General features: G+C 63.6%; 16 protein-coding genes. 4 read left to right on the top strand and 12 right to left on the bottom strand.

What is annotated here, in order from left to right; all coding sequences use genetic code 11:
- Positions 1–26: 26 nt before the first annotated feature.
- Complete coding sequence (locus ACSQ3S_RS12495; RefSeq protein WP_436142559.1) at positions 27–368, top strand: YkvA family protein; 342 nt, start codon at positions 27–29, stop codon at positions 366–368.
- On the opposite strand, the gene phoR is transcribed toward ACSQ3S_RS12495, so the two are convergent.
- The 7 genes from phoR to pstS form a co-directional block, all read right to left on the bottom strand.
- A complete protein-coding gene (phoR, locus tag ACSQ3S_RS12490; RefSeq protein ID WP_176653878.1) occupies positions 365–1681 on the bottom strand; it encodes a phosphate regulon sensor histidine kinase PhoR in 1317 nt (438 codons plus the stop codon). The genes ACSQ3S_RS12495 and phoR overlap by 4 nt on opposite strands.
- The gene (locus ACSQ3S_RS12485) at positions 1681–2370 is read right to left on the bottom strand and encodes a response regulator (protein WP_090320876.1); all 690 of its coding nucleotides are present in this window, start codon (positions 2368–2370) and stop codon (positions 1681–1683) included. Before ACSQ3S_RS12485 ends, phoR begins: the two co-directional genes overlap by 1 nt.
- A gap of 8 nt (positions 2371–2378) precedes the next feature.
- Positions 2379–3092: a phosphate signaling complex protein PhoU gene (phoU, locus tag ACSQ3S_RS12480; protein WP_176653877.1), complete on the bottom strand. Its 714-nt coding sequence runs from the start codon at positions 3090–3092 to the stop codon at positions 2379–2381.
- A gap of 37 nt (positions 3093–3129) precedes the next feature.
- The gene (gene pstB, locus ACSQ3S_RS12475; RefSeq protein WP_176653876.1) at positions 3130–3930 is read right to left on the bottom strand and encodes a phosphate ABC transporter ATP-binding protein PstB; all 801 of its coding nucleotides are present in this window, start codon (positions 3928–3930) and stop codon (positions 3130–3132) included.
- Between the two features lie 19 nt (positions 3931–3949).
- Positions 3950–4807, bottom strand: a complete 858-nt coding sequence (pstA, locus tag ACSQ3S_RS12470) for a phosphate ABC transporter permease PstA (protein WP_176653875.1) — start codon at positions 4805–4807, stop codon at positions 3950–3952.
- Complete coding sequence (gene pstC / locus ACSQ3S_RS12465; protein WP_353402642.1) at positions 4807–5760, bottom strand: phosphate ABC transporter permease subunit PstC; 954 nt, start codon at positions 5758–5760, stop codon at positions 4807–4809. The genes pstA and pstC overlap by 1 nt, the downstream gene beginning before the upstream one ends.
- 205 nt (positions 5761–5965) lie before the next feature.
- Positions 5966–7012 carry a phosphate ABC transporter substrate-binding protein PstS gene (gene pstS / locus ACSQ3S_RS12460; RefSeq protein WP_176653873.1) on the bottom strand — a complete coding sequence of 349 codons (1047 nt, stop codon included), beginning with the start codon at positions 7010–7012 and terminating at the stop codon, positions 5966–5968.
- 301 nt (positions 7013–7313) lie between these two features.
- Between pstS and ppk1 the strand changes: the two genes are divergently transcribed.
- Both ppk1 and sixA read left to right on the top strand, forming a co-directional pair.
- The gene (gene ppk1, locus ACSQ3S_RS12455; RefSeq protein WP_353402366.1) at positions 7314–9410 is read left to right on the top strand and encodes a polyphosphate kinase 1; all 2097 of its coding nucleotides are present in this window, start codon (positions 7314–7316) and stop codon (positions 9408–9410) included.
- A 70-nt stretch (positions 9411–9480) separates the two neighbouring features.
- Positions 9481–9948, top strand: coding sequence for a phosphohistidine phosphatase SixA (gene sixA / locus ACSQ3S_RS12450; protein WP_176653871.1), 468 nt, complete (start codon positions 9481–9483; stop codon positions 9946–9948).
- 271 nt (positions 9949–10219) lie between these two features.
- Here sixA and ACSQ3S_RS12445 read toward each other — a convergent pair whose 3' ends face one another.
- From ACSQ3S_RS12445 to ACSQ3S_RS12435, 3 genes are all read right to left on the bottom strand, one after another.
- Entirely contained in the window at positions 10220–11320 is a 1101-nt protein-coding gene (locus tag ACSQ3S_RS12445) for a polyamine ABC transporter substrate-binding protein (RefSeq protein WP_436142558.1), read from the bottom strand.
- Between the two features lie 92 nt (positions 11321–11412).
- Entirely contained in the window at positions 11413–12798 is a 1386-nt protein-coding gene (gene fliD / locus ACSQ3S_RS12440) for a flagellar filament capping protein FliD (protein WP_436142557.1), read from the bottom strand.
- 103 nt (positions 12799–12901) lie between these two features.
- Complete coding sequence (locus ACSQ3S_RS12435; RefSeq protein WP_436142556.1) at positions 12902–14266, bottom strand: CoA transferase; 1365 nt, start codon at positions 14264–14266, stop codon at positions 12902–12904.
- 92 nt (positions 14267–14358) lie between these two features.
- Here ACSQ3S_RS12435 and ACSQ3S_RS12430 point away from each other — a divergent pair, with 92 nt between their 5' ends.
- Entirely contained in the window at positions 14359–15519 is a 1161-nt protein-coding gene (locus tag ACSQ3S_RS12430) for a citrate synthase family protein (RefSeq protein WP_436142555.1), read from the top strand.
- Here the strand turns inward: ACSQ3S_RS12430 and ACSQ3S_RS12425 are convergent.
- Together ACSQ3S_RS12425 and radA are read right to left on the bottom strand one after the other, a co-directional pair.
- The gene (locus ACSQ3S_RS12425; protein WP_176653867.1) at positions 15500–15820 is read right to left on the bottom strand and encodes a PilZ domain-containing protein; all 321 of its coding nucleotides are present in this window, start codon (positions 15818–15820) and stop codon (positions 15500–15502) included. The genes ACSQ3S_RS12430 and ACSQ3S_RS12425 overlap by 20 nt on opposite strands.
- A 61-nt stretch (positions 15821–15881) precedes the next feature.
- On the bottom strand, positions 15882–17258 hold the full coding sequence (gene radA / locus ACSQ3S_RS12420; protein ID WP_176653866.1) for a DNA repair protein RadA: 1377 nt from the start codon (positions 17256–17258) through the stop codon (positions 15882–15884).

Below are 17258 nucleotides of genomic sequence, written 5' to 3'. Positions count from 1 at the left end.
CGACAGTAAAGATTCTGGAGAGCGTCGTGGCCAATACTGATTTCTCAGCGCAATATTCCGATGACGGCTTCTGGCGCAAAACCAAGACTTACGCGAAGGCGGCGGGGAAAGGTGTGCTGGAGCAGGCGTTGAAGATGTATTACTCGGCCATCGATCCGGATACGCCGAGGTGGGCGAAAGCCACCATCTACGGCGCGCTGGGCTATTTCATCTCGCCCATCGACGCCATCCCGGACCTGTTGCCGGTGGTGGGCTATACCGACGATCTGGGCGTGCTCATCGCCGCGGCCGCGGCGGTGGCGGCGCACATCAAGGATGAGCACGTTCAAAAGGCCAGGCAGACGCTGGCCCAGTGGTTCAAGGATTAATTCAACAACAATTCGGGCTGCCGCTGCACCACCGCCGTCTTCGGCAGGCAGACGATGAACGTGCTGCCCTTGCCCGCTTCCGACTTGATCTGCAGCGTGGAACCGTGGCGCAGCAGCACGTGCTTGACGATCGCCAGGCCCAGGCCTGTCCCCTGCGTCTCGCGCGAACGGCTCTTGTCGACGCGGTAGAAGCGCTCGGTCAGGCGCGAGATGTGTTCCGGGCTGATGCCGATGCCGGTATCCTCCACCATGAACTTGACGCCACCGTTCTCGACCTCTTTCCACACCAGCTGGATCTTGCCGCCCGCCGGCGTGTAGCGCACCGCGTTCGAGGCCAGGTTGCCGAAGGCGCTGTGCAGTTCCTCGTAGCTGCCCATGATGTCCGGCCCGTTGACCGACATGGTGATCTCGTGCTTGCCGGCCGACAGCGCGCGCGCGTCGCGCAACACCTGCTCCATCAGCTTGGCCATGTCGACCTGCTCCGGCCGCATCGGATAATCGACCGACTCCAGCCGCGACAGGGTCAGCATGTCCTCGATCAGGTGCTGCATGCGGTGGCCCTGCTCCGTCATCAGCTTCAGGTGCGCCGAGCGGGTGGCCACGTCCAGCCCTTCGGACGCGGCGATCTCCAGGAAGCCGACGATCACCGTCAGCGGCGTGCGCAGCTCGTGCGAAGCGTTGGCGATGAAGTCGCGCCGCATCTCTTCGATGCGCTCGCTCTCGGTGGCGTCGTGCGTCACCAGGATCTGGCGGCGGTTTTCAAATGGAATGATATGCACGATCAGCTTGCGCTCGCGGAAGCTGATCGTCAGCGGCTGCTCGTAGCGGCCGAGGATGATGTAATCCATGAAATCCGGGCTGCGCACCAGGTTGGTCACGCGCATGCCCTTGTCGCGCTCGTGCGTCAGGCCCAGGTGCTTCTCGGCGGCCGGGTTGCACCATTCGAGGAACAGCACGTCGTCCATGATGACCACGCCGTCCGGCAGCAGATGCATGGCCTGGCGGAAGCGCGCCAGCCATTCGGTCAGCTCGGCCTGGTTTTTTTCATCGTCGCGGCGCATGCGGTACAGGCGCGAGAAGATGTTGGTCCACGCGCCCCAGCCGTCCGGCAGCTTGGCGCTCTGCGGGTCGTCCATCCAATTGCTCAACTGGTACAGGTACGACAGCTGCACGAACACCAGCACCATCATGGCGATCAGCGCCACCACCAGGCCGTTGATCCAGCCGAACATCCAGCCCAGCGTCGCGCACCCCGCCAGGATAATCGCGGTGCGCAATGCCGCCGGCACCCAGAACACCAGTTTTGGATTCATTATTTCTCCGACAGCATGTAGCCTACGCTACGTACCGTCTTGATCAGATGCTCGGCCTCCTTCAAGGCCTTGCGCAGGCGCAGCACATGGACGTCGACCGTGCGTTCCTCGATCACCACATGGTCGCCCCACACCTTGTCCAGCAGCTGGCTGCGCGAGAACACGCGCTCCGGATGCGCCAGCAGGAACTTCAACAGCTTGTACTCGGCATGGCCGATGTCGATCTTCTGCTCGTCCATCGAGACGGTGCAGCTGACCGGGTCCAGCATGACGTTGGCGGCGCGCATGGTCGCCTGCGCGTGCTCCGGGCTCTTGCGGCGCAGCAGCGCCTTGGCGCGGGCCAGCAGCTCGCGCGGCGAGAACGGCTTGGTGACGTAGTCGTCGGCGCCGCTGTTCAGGCCGGCCAGCTTGTCTTCTTCCATGCTCTTGGCGGTCAGCATGATGACCGGGATTTCATTGAACTGGCGGTCCGAACGGATGCGCGCCAGCAGACGCAGGCCGGTCTGGTCCGGCAGCATCCAGTCGAGCAAAATCAGCTGCGGCGTGCGGGTCTGGATGAAGTCCCAGGCCTCGCCCACGCTTTGCACGGCGCAGCAGTTCCAGCCCGCCTCGCGCAGCGAAAACGTCACCAGCTCGACGATCGCCGGTTCATCTTCTACTATCAGTACTGTGGTTTTATCAGATGCCATGATTCTCGTTATTCAGCTTGCTCGGGTACGTCGTCCAGCACATGTGCCGGCTTGGTGTGGCGGATATCCTTGCCTTCGACGACGTAGATGACGTATTCGGCGATGTTCTTGGCGTGGTCGCCGATGCGCTCGATGGCCTTGGCCACCCACAGCGTGTCCAGCGCGGCCGAGATGGTGCGCGGATCTTCCATCATGAAGGTGATCAGGTTGCGCATGATCGAACGGAACTCGTGGTCGATGACGGCGTCCTGGGCGATCAGCTGCAGCGCCTGCTTGCCGTCGTTGCGGGCAAACGCGTCCAGCGCGTCGTGCAGCATGTCGCTGGTGTTGTTGGCGATGCCGCGCACCATTTCATAGTGGTTGACGGTGACCGCGCCGCGCGAATGCAGCGCCTTGGCGGTGCGGGCGATCTTGGTCGCCTCGTCGCCGATGCGCTCGAGGTCGGTGATCACCTTGATCGTGGCCATGATGGTGCGCAGGTCGTTGGCGGCCGGCTGGCGGCGCACGATCAGGTGGCTGCAGGCGTCGTCCAGCGACACTTCCAGCTGGTTGACGGCGTCGTCCTCGCGCATCACGCGGTCGGCGCGCTCGGGATTGCCGATGCGGAAGCAGGTCATGGCGTCGAGGAACTGGGTCTCGACGATGCCGCCCATCAGCAGCACCTTGCTGCGGATGGCTTCCAATTCGTTGTCGTACTGCTTGGATGAATGTTCACCGATCATGCTGCTCTCCGTAGTCGATTTGCTATTATAAGTTCGATCAGCCGAAGCGACCGGTGATGTAGTCCTGCGTCTCTTTGCGCGCCGGATTCATGAAGATCTGGTCGGTCTCGCCGAACTCCACCAATTCGCCCAGGTACATATAGGCGGTGTAGTCCGAGCAGCGCGCCGCCTGCTGCATGTTGTGGGTGACGATGGCGATGGTGTAGTCCTGCTTCAGTTCGCTGATCAGCTCTTCCACCTTCGAGGTCGAGATCGGATCCAGCGCCGAGGTCGGCTCATCGAGCAGCAGCACGTCCGGCTTGACCGCGACGCCGCGCGCGATGCACAGGCGCTGCTGCTGGCCGCCCGACAGCGACAGGCCGCTCTTGGTCAGCTTGTCCTTGACCTCGCCCCACAGCGCTGCCTTCTTCAGCGCCCATTCGACGCGCTCGTCCATCTCGCCTTTCGACAGGTCTTCATACAGGCGCACGCCGAAGGCGATGTTGTCGTAGATCGACATCGGGAACGGCGTCGGCTTCTGGAACACCATGCCGACCTTGGCGCGCAGCATGTTGACGTCCTGGCCGTCCTCGAGGATGTTGCGGCCGCGGTACATGATCGAACCCTCGGCGCGCTGGCCCGGATACAGGTCGTACATGCGGTTCAAGGTGCGCAGCAGCGTCGACTTGCCGCAGCCGGACGGGCCGATGAAGGCGGTGACCTGCTTCTCGTGGATGTCCAGGTTGACGTTGGTCAGGCTCTGGGTCTTACCGTAGAAGAAGTTCAGGCCGGAGATCTCGATGGTTTTGCGTTTGCCGTTCATGGCGATGACATTTTCTGGGCTCAGTTGCGTATTCATGATTGATCGCTTTATTCAATTAATTCGGGATTTTCTGGCTGAACAGGGTGCGCGAGATGATATTCAGCGCCAACACGCTGAAGGTCACCAACAGCGCGCCGCCCCAGGCCAGCTCGCGCCAGTTGTCGTACGGGCTCATGGCGAAGCCGTAGATCACCACCGGCAGGTTGGCCATCGGCGCGTTCATGTCGGCGCTGAAGAACTGGTTGTTGAGCGCGGTGAACAGCAGCGGCGCGGTCTCGCCGGAGATGCGGGCCACGGCCAGCAGCACGCCGGTGATCACGCCGGCCTTGACGGCGCGCAGGCGCACCATCATCGCCACCTTCCAGCGCGGCGCGCCGAGCGCGAAGGCCGCTTCGAGCAGGCTGTTGGGCACCAGGCGCAGCATGTTGTCGGTGGTGCGCACCACCACCGGAATCGCGATCAAAGCCAGCGCCAGCGAACCGGCGTAGCCGGAATAGTGCTTGGCGGTGGCCACGTACATGGCCCAGACGAACATGCCGACCACGATCGACGGCGCCGACAGCATGATGTCGGTGACGAAGCGGGTGATGGCCGCGACCTTGTTCTCCTCGCCGTATTCGGCCAGGTAGATGCCGGCCAGGATGCCGATCGGCGTGCTGATCGCGGTCGACAGGCCGACGATCATCAGCGAGCCGACGATGGCGTTGGCCAGGCCGCCGCCTTCGCTGCCGGGGGCCGGCGTGGTTTGCGTGAACAGGTTGACGCTGAGCGCGCCGAAGCCCTTGATCGCCAGCGTGACCAGGATCCACGCCAGCACCAGCAGGCCGATCGACATCGCGCCGACCGACAGCGCGATGCCGATGCGGTGCGTCAGCAGGCGCTTGCGGTAGACAGGGTTCATGACTTGGTTCATTATTTGACGCCTTCCTTGCGAGACATGCCGGCCAGCATCAGCTTGGCGGCGGACAGAACGATAAAGGTGATCACGAACAGGATCAGTGCCAGCGCGAACAGCGAGGACGTGTGCAGCACGGTGTCGGACTCGGCGAATTCGTTGGCCAGGGTCGAGGCGATCGAGTTGCCCGCCGCAAACAGCGACCACGACAGCTTGTTGGCGTTGCCGATGACGAAGGTCACGGCCATGGTTTCGCCCAGCGCGCGGCCCAGTCCCAGCATGACGCCGCCGACCACGCCGGTCTTGGTGTAAGGCAGCACGATCTTGCGCACCACTTCCCAGCGGGTGCAGCCCAGGCCGTAGGCCGATTCCTTCAGCACGGCCGGCACGATCTCGAACACGTCGCGCATCACCGACGAGATGAAGGGGATGATCATCACGGCCAGGATCAGCGCGGCGGTCAGGATGCCGATGCCCATGGTCGGGCCGCTGAAGAACTGGCCGATGATGGGCAGGTGGCCCAGGGTGTTCTTCAGCAGCGGCTGCACGTAATCGCCGAACAGCGGCGCGAACACGAACAGGCCCCACATGCCGTAGATGATGGACGGCACGCCGGCCAGCAGCTCGACCGCCGTGCCCAGCGGGCGGCGCAGGCCGGCCGGGCAGATCTCGGTCAGGAACAGCGCGATGCCGAAGCTGACCGGGAAGGCGATCAGCAGCGCGATGCCGGACGTGGCCAGGGTGCCGACGATGGCGATCAGCGCGCCGTACTTGTCGTTGACCGGATCCCACTCGACGGTGGTGATGAAGGCCGGGCCGAATTCCTTGAACGCCGGCCAGGCGCCGATGACCAGCGTGACGATGATGCCCGACAGCACCGCCAGCACGGACAGCGCGAACAGCATCGTGGTTTTGTGGAAGAAGAAGTCCTGGATGCGCTGGTTGCGCATGGTGCGGTGCATGGCCTGCATTGCGGCCTGTTCCGCGGCGGTGATCGCGGCGGAAGTGTGGGTGGCCAAGGCGGGTTCCGGTTTATTCATAGACGTGGAAGTGATATCGGCGCTCATATTATTGTCTCGTGGATGTAAGCTAGCCTGCGGCTCCCGGTCGGGAGGCGCAGGCTAACCCCCTCGCCGCCGCGCTTGCTGCTGCGCCGCGGCGAAGGGACGGTCCGGATTAGTAGATCGCCTTGCCCGAAGCGTCTTTCAGGTTGGCTTTCCAGGAATCCTGTACCAGCTTGACAACCGATGCCGGCAGCGGCACGTAGTCCAGTTCGGTGGCAGCGGCGCCGCCGTTCTTGAAGGCCCAGTCGAAGAACTTGACGACTTCCTTGCCTTTGGCTGCGTCAGCCTGGGCTTTGTGCATCAGGATGAACGACACGCCGGTGATCGGCCACGAGTTCTTGCCGGCCTGGTCGGTCAGCACCACGCCGAAGCCCGGGGTCTTGGTCCACTCGGCCGAAGCGGCGGCGGCTTTGAAGAAGTCGTCGTCAGGCTGCAGGAAGTTGCCGTCCTTGTTTTTCAGCTGGGTGTGCGCCATCTTGTTTTTCTTGGCATAAGCCCACTCGACGTAGCCGATCGAACCCTTGATGCGCTGCACGTTGGCGGCGACGCCTTCGTTACCCTTGCCACCGACGCCGACGGCCCACTTGACGGCGGTACCGGAACCGATCTTGGTCTTGAACTCGGCATTGGTTTTCGACAGGAAGTCGGTGAACAGGAAGGACGTGCCCGAACCGTCGGCGCGGTGCACCACGGTGATGTCTTCGCCCGACAGCTTCACGCCTGGGTTCAGCGCGGTGATCGCGGCGTCATTCCACTTGGTGATCTTGCCCAGGTAGATGTCGGCGACAACCGGGCCGGTCAGCTTCAGCTGGCCGGGGGTGATGCCGTCCAGGTTGACCACGGTCACAACGCCGCCCATGATGGCCGGGAATTGCATCAGGCCTTCGGCGTCCAGTTCTTCCGCTTTCAGCGGCATGTCGGAGGCGCCGAAATCGACGGTCTTGGCCTTGATCTGCTTGATACCCGCGCCCGAACCGACGGACTGATAGTTCAGGCCGTTGCCGGTGCTGGCTTTGTAAGCTTCAGCCCATTTGGCGTAGATAGGATATGGGAAGGTGGCGCCGGCGCCGGTCATATCGGCGGCGTGGGCGGCGGACGAGAATGCCATAACGGCAGATACGCCTACTACCAGGGAGGAGAACAATTGTTTGAGTCGCATTTCAAGTCCTTTGTTATGACAGGTTAGGATGCTGCGCAGTCTACCGCCCGAATATGACAGGTTTATGACATCCACCGAATCTGTAAAAAATATTATTTTGACTCGATTTGCGCAGTGCTTCCCTATGAGAACAGGCCATGGTGCCCGCATATGTTACGCCCTTCCTGTCATAATTGGCGTAACCGAACGGTCATTTATGACAGCCTTTGTCACGGACTTGTCATATTTCTTCTTTACACTGTTGCATCATCCTTCCGCGTTCAGGATAGAATGAGATTAACTGCAAAGTGAACAAAAAGACATGAAGCCTGACTTGCATGCTGACGTAAACAAGAATTCCGCCTTCCTGGACCGGGAGCTGTCGCAACTGATGTTCAACCGGCGCGTGCTGGCGCAAGCGGAAGACAAGAGCATTCCCTTGCTCGAGCGGCTGCGCTACCTGTGCATCGCCAGCAGCAACCTGGACGAATTCTTCGAAGTGCGCGTGGCCAGCCTGCTGGCGGCCGGCAGCGTCGACGGCTCGATGTCCAACCACCCCGCCCTGGTGGCCACGCTGTCGCGCATCAGCAATGAATGCCACGCGCTGGTGACCCACCAATATGAAATCCTCAACCAGGAAGTGCTGCCGCAGCTGGCCGCCAACGGCGTGCACCTGGTGCGCCACAACGAGCGCAACGATGCGCAGCGCGCCTGGGTCAAGGAATACTTCGACACCGAGGTGCGGCCGCTGCTGACGCCGATCGGCCTGGATCCGGCCCACCCGTTCCCGCAAGTGGTCAACAAGAGCCTCAATTTCATCGTCTCGCTGTCCGGCAAGGACGCGTTCGGCCGCGGCACCGCGATCGCCATCGTCAAGGCGCCGCGCGTGCTGCCGCGCGTGATCCGCCTGCCCGACCATTTGTCGAAGAGCGGCGGCGTGTCGTTCTGCCTGCTGTCGTCCATCATCCACGCGCACATCTCGGACCTGTTCGCCGGCCGCGAGGTGATTGCCTATTCGCAGTTCCGCGTCACCCGCGACTCCGACCTATGGGTCGACGAGGACGAGGTCAAGAACCTGCGCCAGGCCTTGAAGGGCGAGTTGCAGGGCCGCCAGTTCGGCACCTCGGTGCGGCTGGAAGTGGCCAAGAACTGCCCGCCGGAACTGTCGCAATTCCTGCTCGACCAGTTCGGCCTGCACCAGAGCCGGCTGTACGCCGTCAACGGCCCGGTCAACCTGGTGCGCCTGACCGAGATCATGGACCACGTCGACAACCCGACGCTGCGCTTCCCGCCTTTCATCCCCGGCATCGCGCAAAAGCCGGGCAGCCCGGACATTTTCGCGGCGCTGCGTGAAAACGATATCCTGCTGCACCACCCCTACCAGACCTTCCAGACGGTGATCGACTTCATCCGCAGCGCGGCGATGGATCCGGCCGTGGTGGCCATCAAGCAGACCATCTACCGCACCGGCATGAACTCGGACCTGATGGAATCGCTGATCCTGGCGGCGCGCTCGGGCAAGGAAGTGACCGTCATCGTCGAGCTGAAGGCACGCTTCGACGAGGAGGCCAACATCAACTGGGCCGACAAGCTGGAACAGGCCGGCGCCCAGGTGGTGTACGGCGTGGTCGGCCTGAAGACGCACGCCAAGGTGGCGCTGGTGATACGCCGCGAGGACAACAAGCTGCGCTTCTACGCCCACCTCGGCACCGGCAACTATCACCCGACCACCACCAAGTTCTACACCGATTTCGGCCTGCTGACCTGCCATCCGGGCATCAGCCAGGAAGTCAACGAGGTGTTCATCCACCTGACCAGCCTGACCAAGCCGCACCGGCTGACGCATTTGTGGCTGGCGCCGTTCGCGCTGCAGAACGAAATCATCAAGTCCATCCGCAACGAAGCGCGTATCGCGCGCGCCGGACGTCCGGGACGGATTATTGTTAAAATAAATGCACTAGTGGATGAGTCGGTGATACGCGCGCTGTACGCGGCGTCCAAGGACGGCGTCAAGATCGACCTGATCGTGCGCGGCGCCTGCACGCTGAAGCCAGGCGTGCCGGGGCTGTCGGAGAATATCCGCGTGCGCTCCATCATCGGCCGCTTCCTGGAACACAGCCGGATTTACTATTTCCGCAACGACCTGGCGCACGACGTGATGCTGGCCAGCGCGGACTGGATGAGCCGCAACCTGTTCCGCCGCATCGAAGTCGCCTTCCCCGTCCTGGACAAGGCGCTCAAGCGGCGGGTGCTGGCGGAGGGATTGAATCCTTATCTGAAGGACAACATGAACGCGTGGGAGCTGGAACCGGACGGCCACTACCAGCGCCGCAAGCCGCGCGGCAAGCAGGTTCATTACAGCGCGCAGCAGCACTTGATGGACACGCTGGGCACGGCCCAAGGCCATTTGGGAGAATAACAATAAGGTGGCGGCGGGCCGGGAGGCGCGCCGTGGGGATCTTTTTTCAAATGTCAGTCAGGAGAAAAACATGGATCTCATTTTGTGGCGGCACGCCGAGGCGGAAGAGATGGCGCCCGGCATGTCCGATCTGGAACGCGCGCTGACCGTCAAGGGCCAGAAACAGGCGCGCCGCATGGGCCAGTGGCTCGATTCCCAGCTGCCCGACAGTTGCCGCATCCTGGCCAGCCCGGCCGTGCGCACCTTGCAGACGGTGGAGGCGCTGGGCCGCAAATTCAAAATGCACACCGACCTGGCGCCCGGCGCCGATCCGGCCGACATCCTCAAGGCGGCCAACTGGCCGGGCAACAAGGATTCGGTGCTGGTGGTCGGCCACCAGCCGACGCTGGGCCAGGTGGCCTCGCTGTTGCTGACCGGCGACGACCTGGAATGGGACATCCGCAAGGCCAGCGCCTGGTGGTTTTCCCAGCGCGACCCCGGCAATGCGATGAGCGTCTACCTGAAGGCGGTGATGGCTGCCGACCTGGTGGTGAAATAAACGGGAGAAATCGCAACGCAGAGCTTGTAAAGCGGCAACCATCTGCTAAAGTTTAATCGTATCAACTTGAGGGAGGATGCGATGTTTACCTTGCTCACTATGGGCATCTTCGGAGGAATGATTGCCTTGGTTGTGTACGAACTGGTGGAGGAAATGCGCGGCAGCAAGCACAAACTGAACGACCGCTACCACGAGTAGCAGCAGCTTCATTGAAGCCTTTTCGGCGCCAGCGGCGTGTCCTTCAAGACCCGCCACTCGCGCCGATCATCGTTTACATTGCCGTTTTAAACTTCGTATAGACGCGCGTGATGTTGCGGCGGATGTCGGCCGGCACCGCTTCCGGCGCCGCCATGCGCTGCTTGTCGGCCTCGGACAGGAACACCGTCTTGTTGCTGGCGATATCCTTGCGCACGAACTTCAGGCTGGCCGTGTTCGGGTTGGCATAGAACACCTTGTTGGTCAGGCTGGCGTGCACTTCCGGCCGCATGATGTAGTTGATCCACAAATGGGCGTTGTTCGGGTGCGGCGCGTCGGCCGGGATCGCCATCGTGTCGAACACCAGCGCGGCCGAGGTCTTCGGTATCAGCACTTCGATCACGTTGCCGTTCTTGGCGTCGATGGCGCGCTGGCGGGCGATGTTGATGTCGCCCGACCAGCCCAGCGCCACGCAGACGGCGCCGTTGGCCATGTCGTTGATATAGCCGGACGAGCTGAACAACGTGACGTAGGGACGGATCGCCTGCAGCATCTTGCCGGCCTCGGTGTAGTCGGCGGCGTTTTTCGAGTAGGCAGGCTTGCCCAGGTAGATCAGCGCGGCCGGCAGCACTTCCGACGGCGAGTCGAGGAAGGAAACGCCGCACGATTTCAGCTTGGACGCGTATTTCGGATTGAAGATCAGCTCCCAGGCATTGTCCGGCATCGGCATGGCGCCCAGCGCGGCCTTGACCTTGTTGACGTTGATGCCGACCGTGGTATAGCCCCACAGCCAGTCGACCAGGTAGTCGTTGCCCGGGTCGATATTGGCCAGCTTGGCCTGGATGGCCGGGTCCATGTTCTTCAGGTTGGTCAGCTTGGACTTGTCCAGCTTGCGCAGCAGCTTGCCGTCGATCTGCAACCGCGCCCACTGGGCGGTCGGCACCACGATGTCGTAGCCGGATTTGCCGGCCACCAGCTTGGAGTTCAGGATTTCGTTGTTATCAAACAGGTCATAACGGACCTTGATACCGGTTTCTTTTTCAAAATTCTTAACGGTATCGTCGGCGATATAGTCCGACCAGTTGTAGATATTGAGGACTTTTTCCTCTTGCGCCTGCACCGCACCGGCCATCAAACCCGCCGCCAACAGCGCCGCACCAACGAACTTCCCTGCCATAGCACCTCCGAAAGTGGAATCATTCACAAGCCGTGATGATCGGGCATAGCCAGTTTCGATGCAAGGAATTCGTTAAAAATAGGTCGTTGCGGTCAACCCAGCATGTCGAACAAGCTGCCGGAACTGCCCGCAGCCCCGTTCAACGCGCTGCCGGCGCCGGTTTGCGCCTGCGCCGTGTACAGCGCCGCCAGCGCGGTGGCCTGCGCCGTCAGCGCCTTGGTCAGCACGGTGCGCTTGTTGTTGATGTTGGTGATGTCCCGGCTGACCAGGCTGGCCTCCTTGCTGATGACGCTGCTGTCCGAGGTCAGCGCGCCGGCCTTGGCGGCCATCAGGTCGGCGATGCCCTTGCCGTTGTTGGTGAACAGCTTGCCGACCGCCGACGAATCGGCCGTCAGCGCGGCCTGCAGTTTCTTGTCGTCGACCACCAGGTTGCCGCTGCTGTCCTGGGTGACGCCTGCCGCGTTCAGCGCCGAAATCGAGACGCTGCCGCCGCCGGTTTTCAGCAGCAGGTTGAACTGGCTGGTGACCTGCCCCATCGCCGTGTCGGACTTCAGTTCGCCCTTTTGCAGCGCCTGCAGCTTCTTGTTCAGGTCGTTGTAGGCGCTGACGAAGGATTTCAGGTTGGCGCCGATCTGGCTCGCGTCCTGGGTGATGGTGACGTCGGTCTTGCCGGTGGCGGTCAGGGTCAGCGTGGCGCCGGCGATGGCCTTGTCCTTGTCCAGCGTGTTGCTGGGGCTGGTGACGTCCTTGCCGTCGACGGTCAGGATGGCATCCATCGCGGCGCTGGTCTGCTTGAGTTCCTGCTTGCCGTCGGGGTCGAAGGCCAGCATGCCCTTCAGCGCCGCGTCGCCGCTGACGCTGATGCGCATGCTGTTGGCGGCGCCGCTCTGGCCGGCGATCGCCAGCGAGAACTTGCCGTCGTCGCCCTTGACCACCTTGACGTCCACGCCGGCCGCCTTGAACGCGGCGGCGATGCCGTCCAGCGTATTGTTGCTGCTGTCGATGGTGATCGATTTGCTGCTCGCCGTGCCGTTGATGACGAAGCCCTTGTCGCCGCCGGCCGTGCCGAAGTCGATCTTGACCGTGGTGGCGGCGCCGCTGCCGATCTTGCTGTCGGACGCGGGGAAGGCGTCGCTGGTCAGGAACTGGCCCTGCGCCAGCTGCTTGACGTCCACCGCATAGGTGCCGGCCTTGGCGGTGCCGGTGGAGCTGGCCGTCAACACGCTCTTGACCGAACTGGCGGCGCTGGTGCTCAGGCCGCTGCCGCTCAGGCTGGCCGCGACCGACTGGAAGCTGGCCAGCGCGCTTTGCAGCTGGCCCAGCGCCGACAGCTTGGTCTGGTCGTTCTTCAGCGTCGTGTTCAGCTTGGTGGCGGCGCTGTTCTGCGACGCCATCGTCTGCTGGACGCGGTTGTAGACGTCGGTCGATATCGCCGAATTGGCGGTGTTCGTGGTGCTGCTGATGCTGGAGGTGGCCATGGTCCGTTCCGCCGAGTTTGGTTAGGTAGTATGCAACATCGGCGGATTTTCAAAGCGGCGAACAGAACGGGATTTGCACTTCTGCTTTGGAACCTCCGCTTTACTACCAATTGGGCGGCGCCGAGCCAAGTGCGCTGGCCGGCCGGTCCCAGGCCATGGGCGCACCGTCGATCGCCACCGGCGGCCAGTAGCGGCGCGCTGCCCCCCACGTGGTCTGCTCCAGCGCCGGCGCCAGATCGGCATCGCTCGCCGGCGCCAACGCGCCCGCGTCCACGCCGCCATCCGGCGACATCTGCGCCAACAGCAACGCCGTCCTCGCCAGCGACAAGCGGGCGGTCGCGACGTTTCCATCGGCAAGCCGGTGCAAAAGCCCGCGCACCACCGCCGCGGCAATCAGGTAGCCGGTCGCATGATCCAGCGCCTGCACCGGCAGCGGCACCGGCTTTGCAGCCCCCTGCCAGTGCATGCCCCGGTCCGCGATTCCCGCGCTCATCTGCACCAGGCTGTCGAAGCCGCGCCGTCCGGCCAGCGGCCCGGTCCAGCCATACGCATCCAGCGCCACGTCGATCAGCCCCGGATTCAAGCGCCGGCGCACATCCTCGTCGAATCCCAGCCGCTCCAAAGCCGCCGGGCGATAGCCATGCACCAGCACATCCGCCTGCGCCAGCAATCCGGAAAATATCGCCCTGTCGTCTTCCGAACGAAGATCCAGCCGCGCACAACGCTTGCCCAAGGTCACCTCCGGTATCACGCCCGGCTCGCTCCAGCCCGGCGGATCGATGCGCAGCACGTCGGCCCCGTAGCCGGCCAGGAAGCGCGTCGCCACCGGCCCCGCCAATACCCGCGTCAAGTCCAGCACCTTCAGCCCCGCCAGCGGCCGCGACGGCGTCCCCGCCCAGCCGGCATTGAAGCTGCCCGGCGCGGTGGCCAGCGCGATCAGCGGTTCGGCGGCCACCGCCCTGCCCTGCTCGTGCTCCGCCCATTCCGCGCTTGACCGCATCACGGCCGCGCAGCCGCCCTGCGCCACCACGGCCGCCTCCAGTTCGGCGCCGCGCCAGCGCGCCACCGCCCGCGTCACGGCGTCCCTGTCGACGGCAACGCCCAGCACCGCCAGCGCCGCATCCCGATGATGCACCGCGTTGGTATGCAAGCGTATCCAGCCGTCTGCGGTGGCGTAGTCGCCCGCCACCGCGTCCCACAACGGCGGCCGCTCCCAGCCCACCGGATGGATGGACCAACTGAACCATAACGACGCCAGCCGCCGGTCCACCCGCACGCGCGCCGGCCGCCCGCCCTGCGCCGCGATCAGCTCGCGCACCGCCAGCGCCGCCGCGCCCACCGACGCCGCCGCCAGGTCCGTCACCGCGTAACATGAAGGCAACGCGCCTTCGCCGGTAAAATCGACCGCCTGCAGCGCCGACGGCGGCAACGCCAGCGACGACCAGACAGCCTCTAACATTTTAGACATGAGCGCTCCGGGAATTGATATGCTGTCCCAGCTTAGGACTGCCCGCAGGGGGCGTCAATCTTGACTTGAAGTGTCAACATAGGAAATCTGCAATGGTGTGGATGACAGCGGCGGAAGCCTTGAAGGTATTGAATGTCCGCCCGCAAACGCTGTACGCCAACGTCAGCCGTGGCAAGATACGCGCCAAGACCGACGATGCCGATCCGCGCCGCAGCCTCTACCACCGCGACGATATCGCGCGCATGGCCCAGCGCAGCAACGGCCGCCGCAAGATCGACGTCGTCTCCGCGCAGGCCATGCAATGGGGCGACCCGGTGCTGCCCTCCGCCATTTCCACCGTGCACAACGGCCGCCTCTTCTATCGCGGCCAGGACGCCGCAGAACTGTCGGTCACCGCCACGCTGGAAGATATCGCCATGCTGCTGTGGCAATCCGAGCCCGGTCAGCCGCCGTCGCTGCCGCTGGCCGATTCCGCCGCACCAATCGTGACCGACAGCGCGCTGGGCGCCGGCCTGCTCGCCCTTGCGCTGCGCAGCGCCGGCGATCCGCCTACACTGGGCCGTCCCGCCGCCGACTTGCGCGCCGAGGCCGCCTGCGTGCTGGCCACGCTGACGCAGGCGATGGCCGGTCCGCCGACGGCCGGGGCGTGCACCATCAGCCGGCGCCTGGCGCAAGCCTGGCAACGTCCCGACGCCGAAGACATGATCCGCCGCGCGCTGGTGCTGATGGCTGACCATGAACTGAACGCCTCGACCTTCGCCTTGCGGGTGGCCATCTCCACCGGCGCCTCGCTGGCCGCCGGCGTGCTGGCCGGCTTCACCACGCTGACCGGCCCGCTGCACGGCGGCGCCTCGGCGGAATTCGGCCGGCTCACCGCCGCCGCCAAGCTGCATGGCGCCGAAACAGCCATCGGGCAATGGCTGGCAAGCGGCCGGCCGCTGCCCGCGTTCGGCCATCCGCTGTATCCGGAAGGCGACGCGCGCGCGCGTACCCTGTTGAATTTATTACCGAAAATGGAACCGTATGCAGCCCTCGCCGCCGCGGCAGAAGCGCAGGCGGGCGAACTGCCGAACATCGACTTTGCGCTGACGCTGCTCGCCGCGGCACACCAACTGCCGGACGACGCGCCCTTCATCCTGTTTGCGCTGGGACGCTGCGTCGGCTGGCTGGCGCATGCACTGGAACAGGTGCAGGCCAACCACCCGATACGCCCGAGGGCCCGCTACGTCGGGCCTAGCGAAGGAATTTATTGACGGCGGTGGTGGTGGCCGCGTCCGGATTGAGGAACTGCAGGCCGATCTTGAAATGGTCGCCGCTGAAAATACAGTAGCTCACCTTGGAACGGCTGCTCAAAATCTGCGCCTTGCCGTCGATGAACAATTCAAACGATACCTGGCCCATGTGCCCGACGGCCAGCTTGTGGTCGAACGTGAGCGAGAGTCCGTTGGAGCTGATATCGATCGTCCTGCCCTGCTGGGGCGGCATGCCATCCATCGCCAAGACTACCTTGGCGCGCACGATCTTGCGCGCCATCGATCTTTGATCAACTAACACTATCCTGTCCTTTATTACTTGTTATTCAGTATTACCGATTACAACCCGTAACAATACAACGTTATTGGATTTCGCGCAGCTTATTGAAGGCATCATCGATACGATCAACAGCGATGATGGTCATGCCCTCGATCGGCTGCTTGGGCGCGTTCGCGGTCGGTATCATCGCCATCGAGAAGCCCAGCTTGGCCGCCTCGCGCAGGCGCTCCTGTCCGCGCGGCGCCGGCCGGATCTCGCCCGCCAGGCCGACCTCGCCGAACACCACGAATCCGCGCGGCAAGGGCTTGCTGCGCATCGACGAATTAATCGCTAATAATACCGCCAGGTCGGCCGCCGGTTCGGTGATCTTGACGCCGCCCACGGCATTGATGAACACGTCCTGGTCGAACGCCGCGATACCCGCGTGACGGTGCAATACCGCCAGCAACATCGCCAGCCTATTTTGCTCCAGACCGACCGACAAACGGCGCGCGTTAGGCAGGTGGCTAGCGTCGACCAGCGCCTGGATTTCCACCAATAAAGGCCGGGTACCCTCCTGCGTCACCATCACGCAGGAACCCGGCACCTGGTTGTCATGCTGCGACAGGAACAGCGCCGACGGATTGGACACGCCCTTCAAGCCCTTCTCGGTCATCGCGAACACGCCCAGCTCGTTGACCGCGCCGAAACGGTTCTTGATCGCCCGCACCAGGCGGAAGCTCGAATGGTTGTCGCCCTCGAAATACAGCACCGTGTCGACGATGTGCTCGAGCACGCGCGGCCCGGCCAGCGCGCCTTCCTTGGTCACGTGGCCGACCAGGATGATGGTGATGCCGGTCTGCTTGGCCACCCGCGTCAGCTGCGCCGCGCATTCGCGCACCTGCGCCACCGACCCGGGCGCCGAACTCAGCGCGTCCGAATACACGGTCTGGATCGAATCGATGACCGCCACTTCCGGCTTCAGGTCGGCCAGCGTGCCGAGGATTTTTTCCAGCTGGATTTCAGCCTGCAATTTCAGGTCGCGCGCGTCGATGTTCAGCCGCTTGGCGCGCAACGCGATCTGGGCGCCGGATTCCTCGCCGCTGACATACAGCACTTTTTTCAGGTGGGAGACGTTGGCCAGCGCTTGCAGCAGCAGGGTCGACTTGCCGATGCCGGGGTCGCCGCCGATCAGCACCACGCCGCCGGACACCAGGCCGCCGCCCAGCACGCGGTCGAATTCCTCGATGCCGGTGCCGAAGCGCGGCACGTCGATGGCGTCGATGTCGGCCAGCGACAGCACCGGCGCCGTCTGCGCCAGCGACAGATGCTGCGGCTGCGAATAGCGGTTGTTGCCGCCCGCCTCGATGACGGTTTCCACCATCGTGTTCCACTGCTGGCAGGACGAGCACTGGCCGGTCCACTTGGTGGCGGTGCCGCCGCATTCGCTGCAGGTATAGTTGGTCTTGGGCTTGGCCAC

The organism is Duganella sp. LjRoot269, assembly GCF_964254095.1.
Taxonomy (GTDB): domain Bacteria; phylum Pseudomonadota; class Gammaproteobacteria; order Burkholderiales; family Burkholderiaceae_D; genus Rugamonas; species Rugamonas hordei.
This window is presented reverse-complemented; position numbering and strand designations above follow the sequence as displayed.

Bases quoted from the DNA above. Each gene is read 5' to 3' on its own strand.
- ACSQ3S_RS12430 (WP_436142555.1), top strand. From the start codon at position 14,359: ATGGTGTGGATGACAGCGGCGGAAGCCTTGAAGGTATTGAATGTCCGC.
- phoU (WP_176653877.1), bottom strand. From the start codon at position 3,092: ATGATCGGTGAACATTCATCCAAGCAGTACGACAACGAATTGGAAGCC.
- ACSQ3S_RS12485 (WP_090320876.1), bottom strand. From the start codon at position 2,370: ATGGCATCTGATAAAACCACAGTACTGATAGTAGAAGATGAACCGGCG.
- ACSQ3S_RS12435 (WP_436142556.1), bottom strand. From the start codon at position 14,266: ATGTCTAAAATGTTAGAGGCTGTCTGGTCGTCGCTGGCGTTGCCGCCG.
- pstC (WP_353402642.1), bottom strand. From the start codon at position 5,760: ATGCAGGCCATGCACCGCACCATGCGCAACCAGCGCATCCAGGACTTC.
- sixA (WP_176653871.1), top strand. From the start codon at position 9,481: ATGGATCTCATTTTGTGGCGGCACGCCGAGGCGGAAGAGATGGCGCCC.
- ppk1 (WP_353402366.1), top strand. From the start codon at position 7,314: ATGAAGCCTGACTTGCATGCTGACGTAAACAAGAATTCCGCCTTCCTG.
- ACSQ3S_RS12445 (WP_436142558.1), bottom strand. From the start codon at position 11,320: ATGGCAGGGAAGTTCGTTGGTGCGGCGCTGTTGGCGGCGGGTTTGATG.
- pstB (WP_176653876.1), bottom strand. From the start codon at position 3,930: ATGAATACGCAACTGAGCCCAGAAAATGTCATCGCCATGAACGGCAAA.
- fliD (WP_436142557.1), bottom strand. From the start codon at position 12,798: ATGGCCACCTCCAGCATCAGCAGCACCACGAACACCGCCAATTCGGCG.
- pstA (WP_176653875.1), bottom strand. From the start codon at position 4,807: ATGAACCAAGTCATGAACCCTGTCTACCGCAAGCGCCTGCTGACGCAC.
- pstS (WP_176653873.1), bottom strand. From the start codon at position 7,012: ATGCGACTCAAACAATTGTTCTCCTCCCTGGTAGTAGGCGTATCTGCC.
- phoR (WP_176653878.1), bottom strand. From the start codon at position 1,681: ATGAATCCAAAACTGGTGTTCTGGGTGCCGGCGGCATTGCGCACCGCG.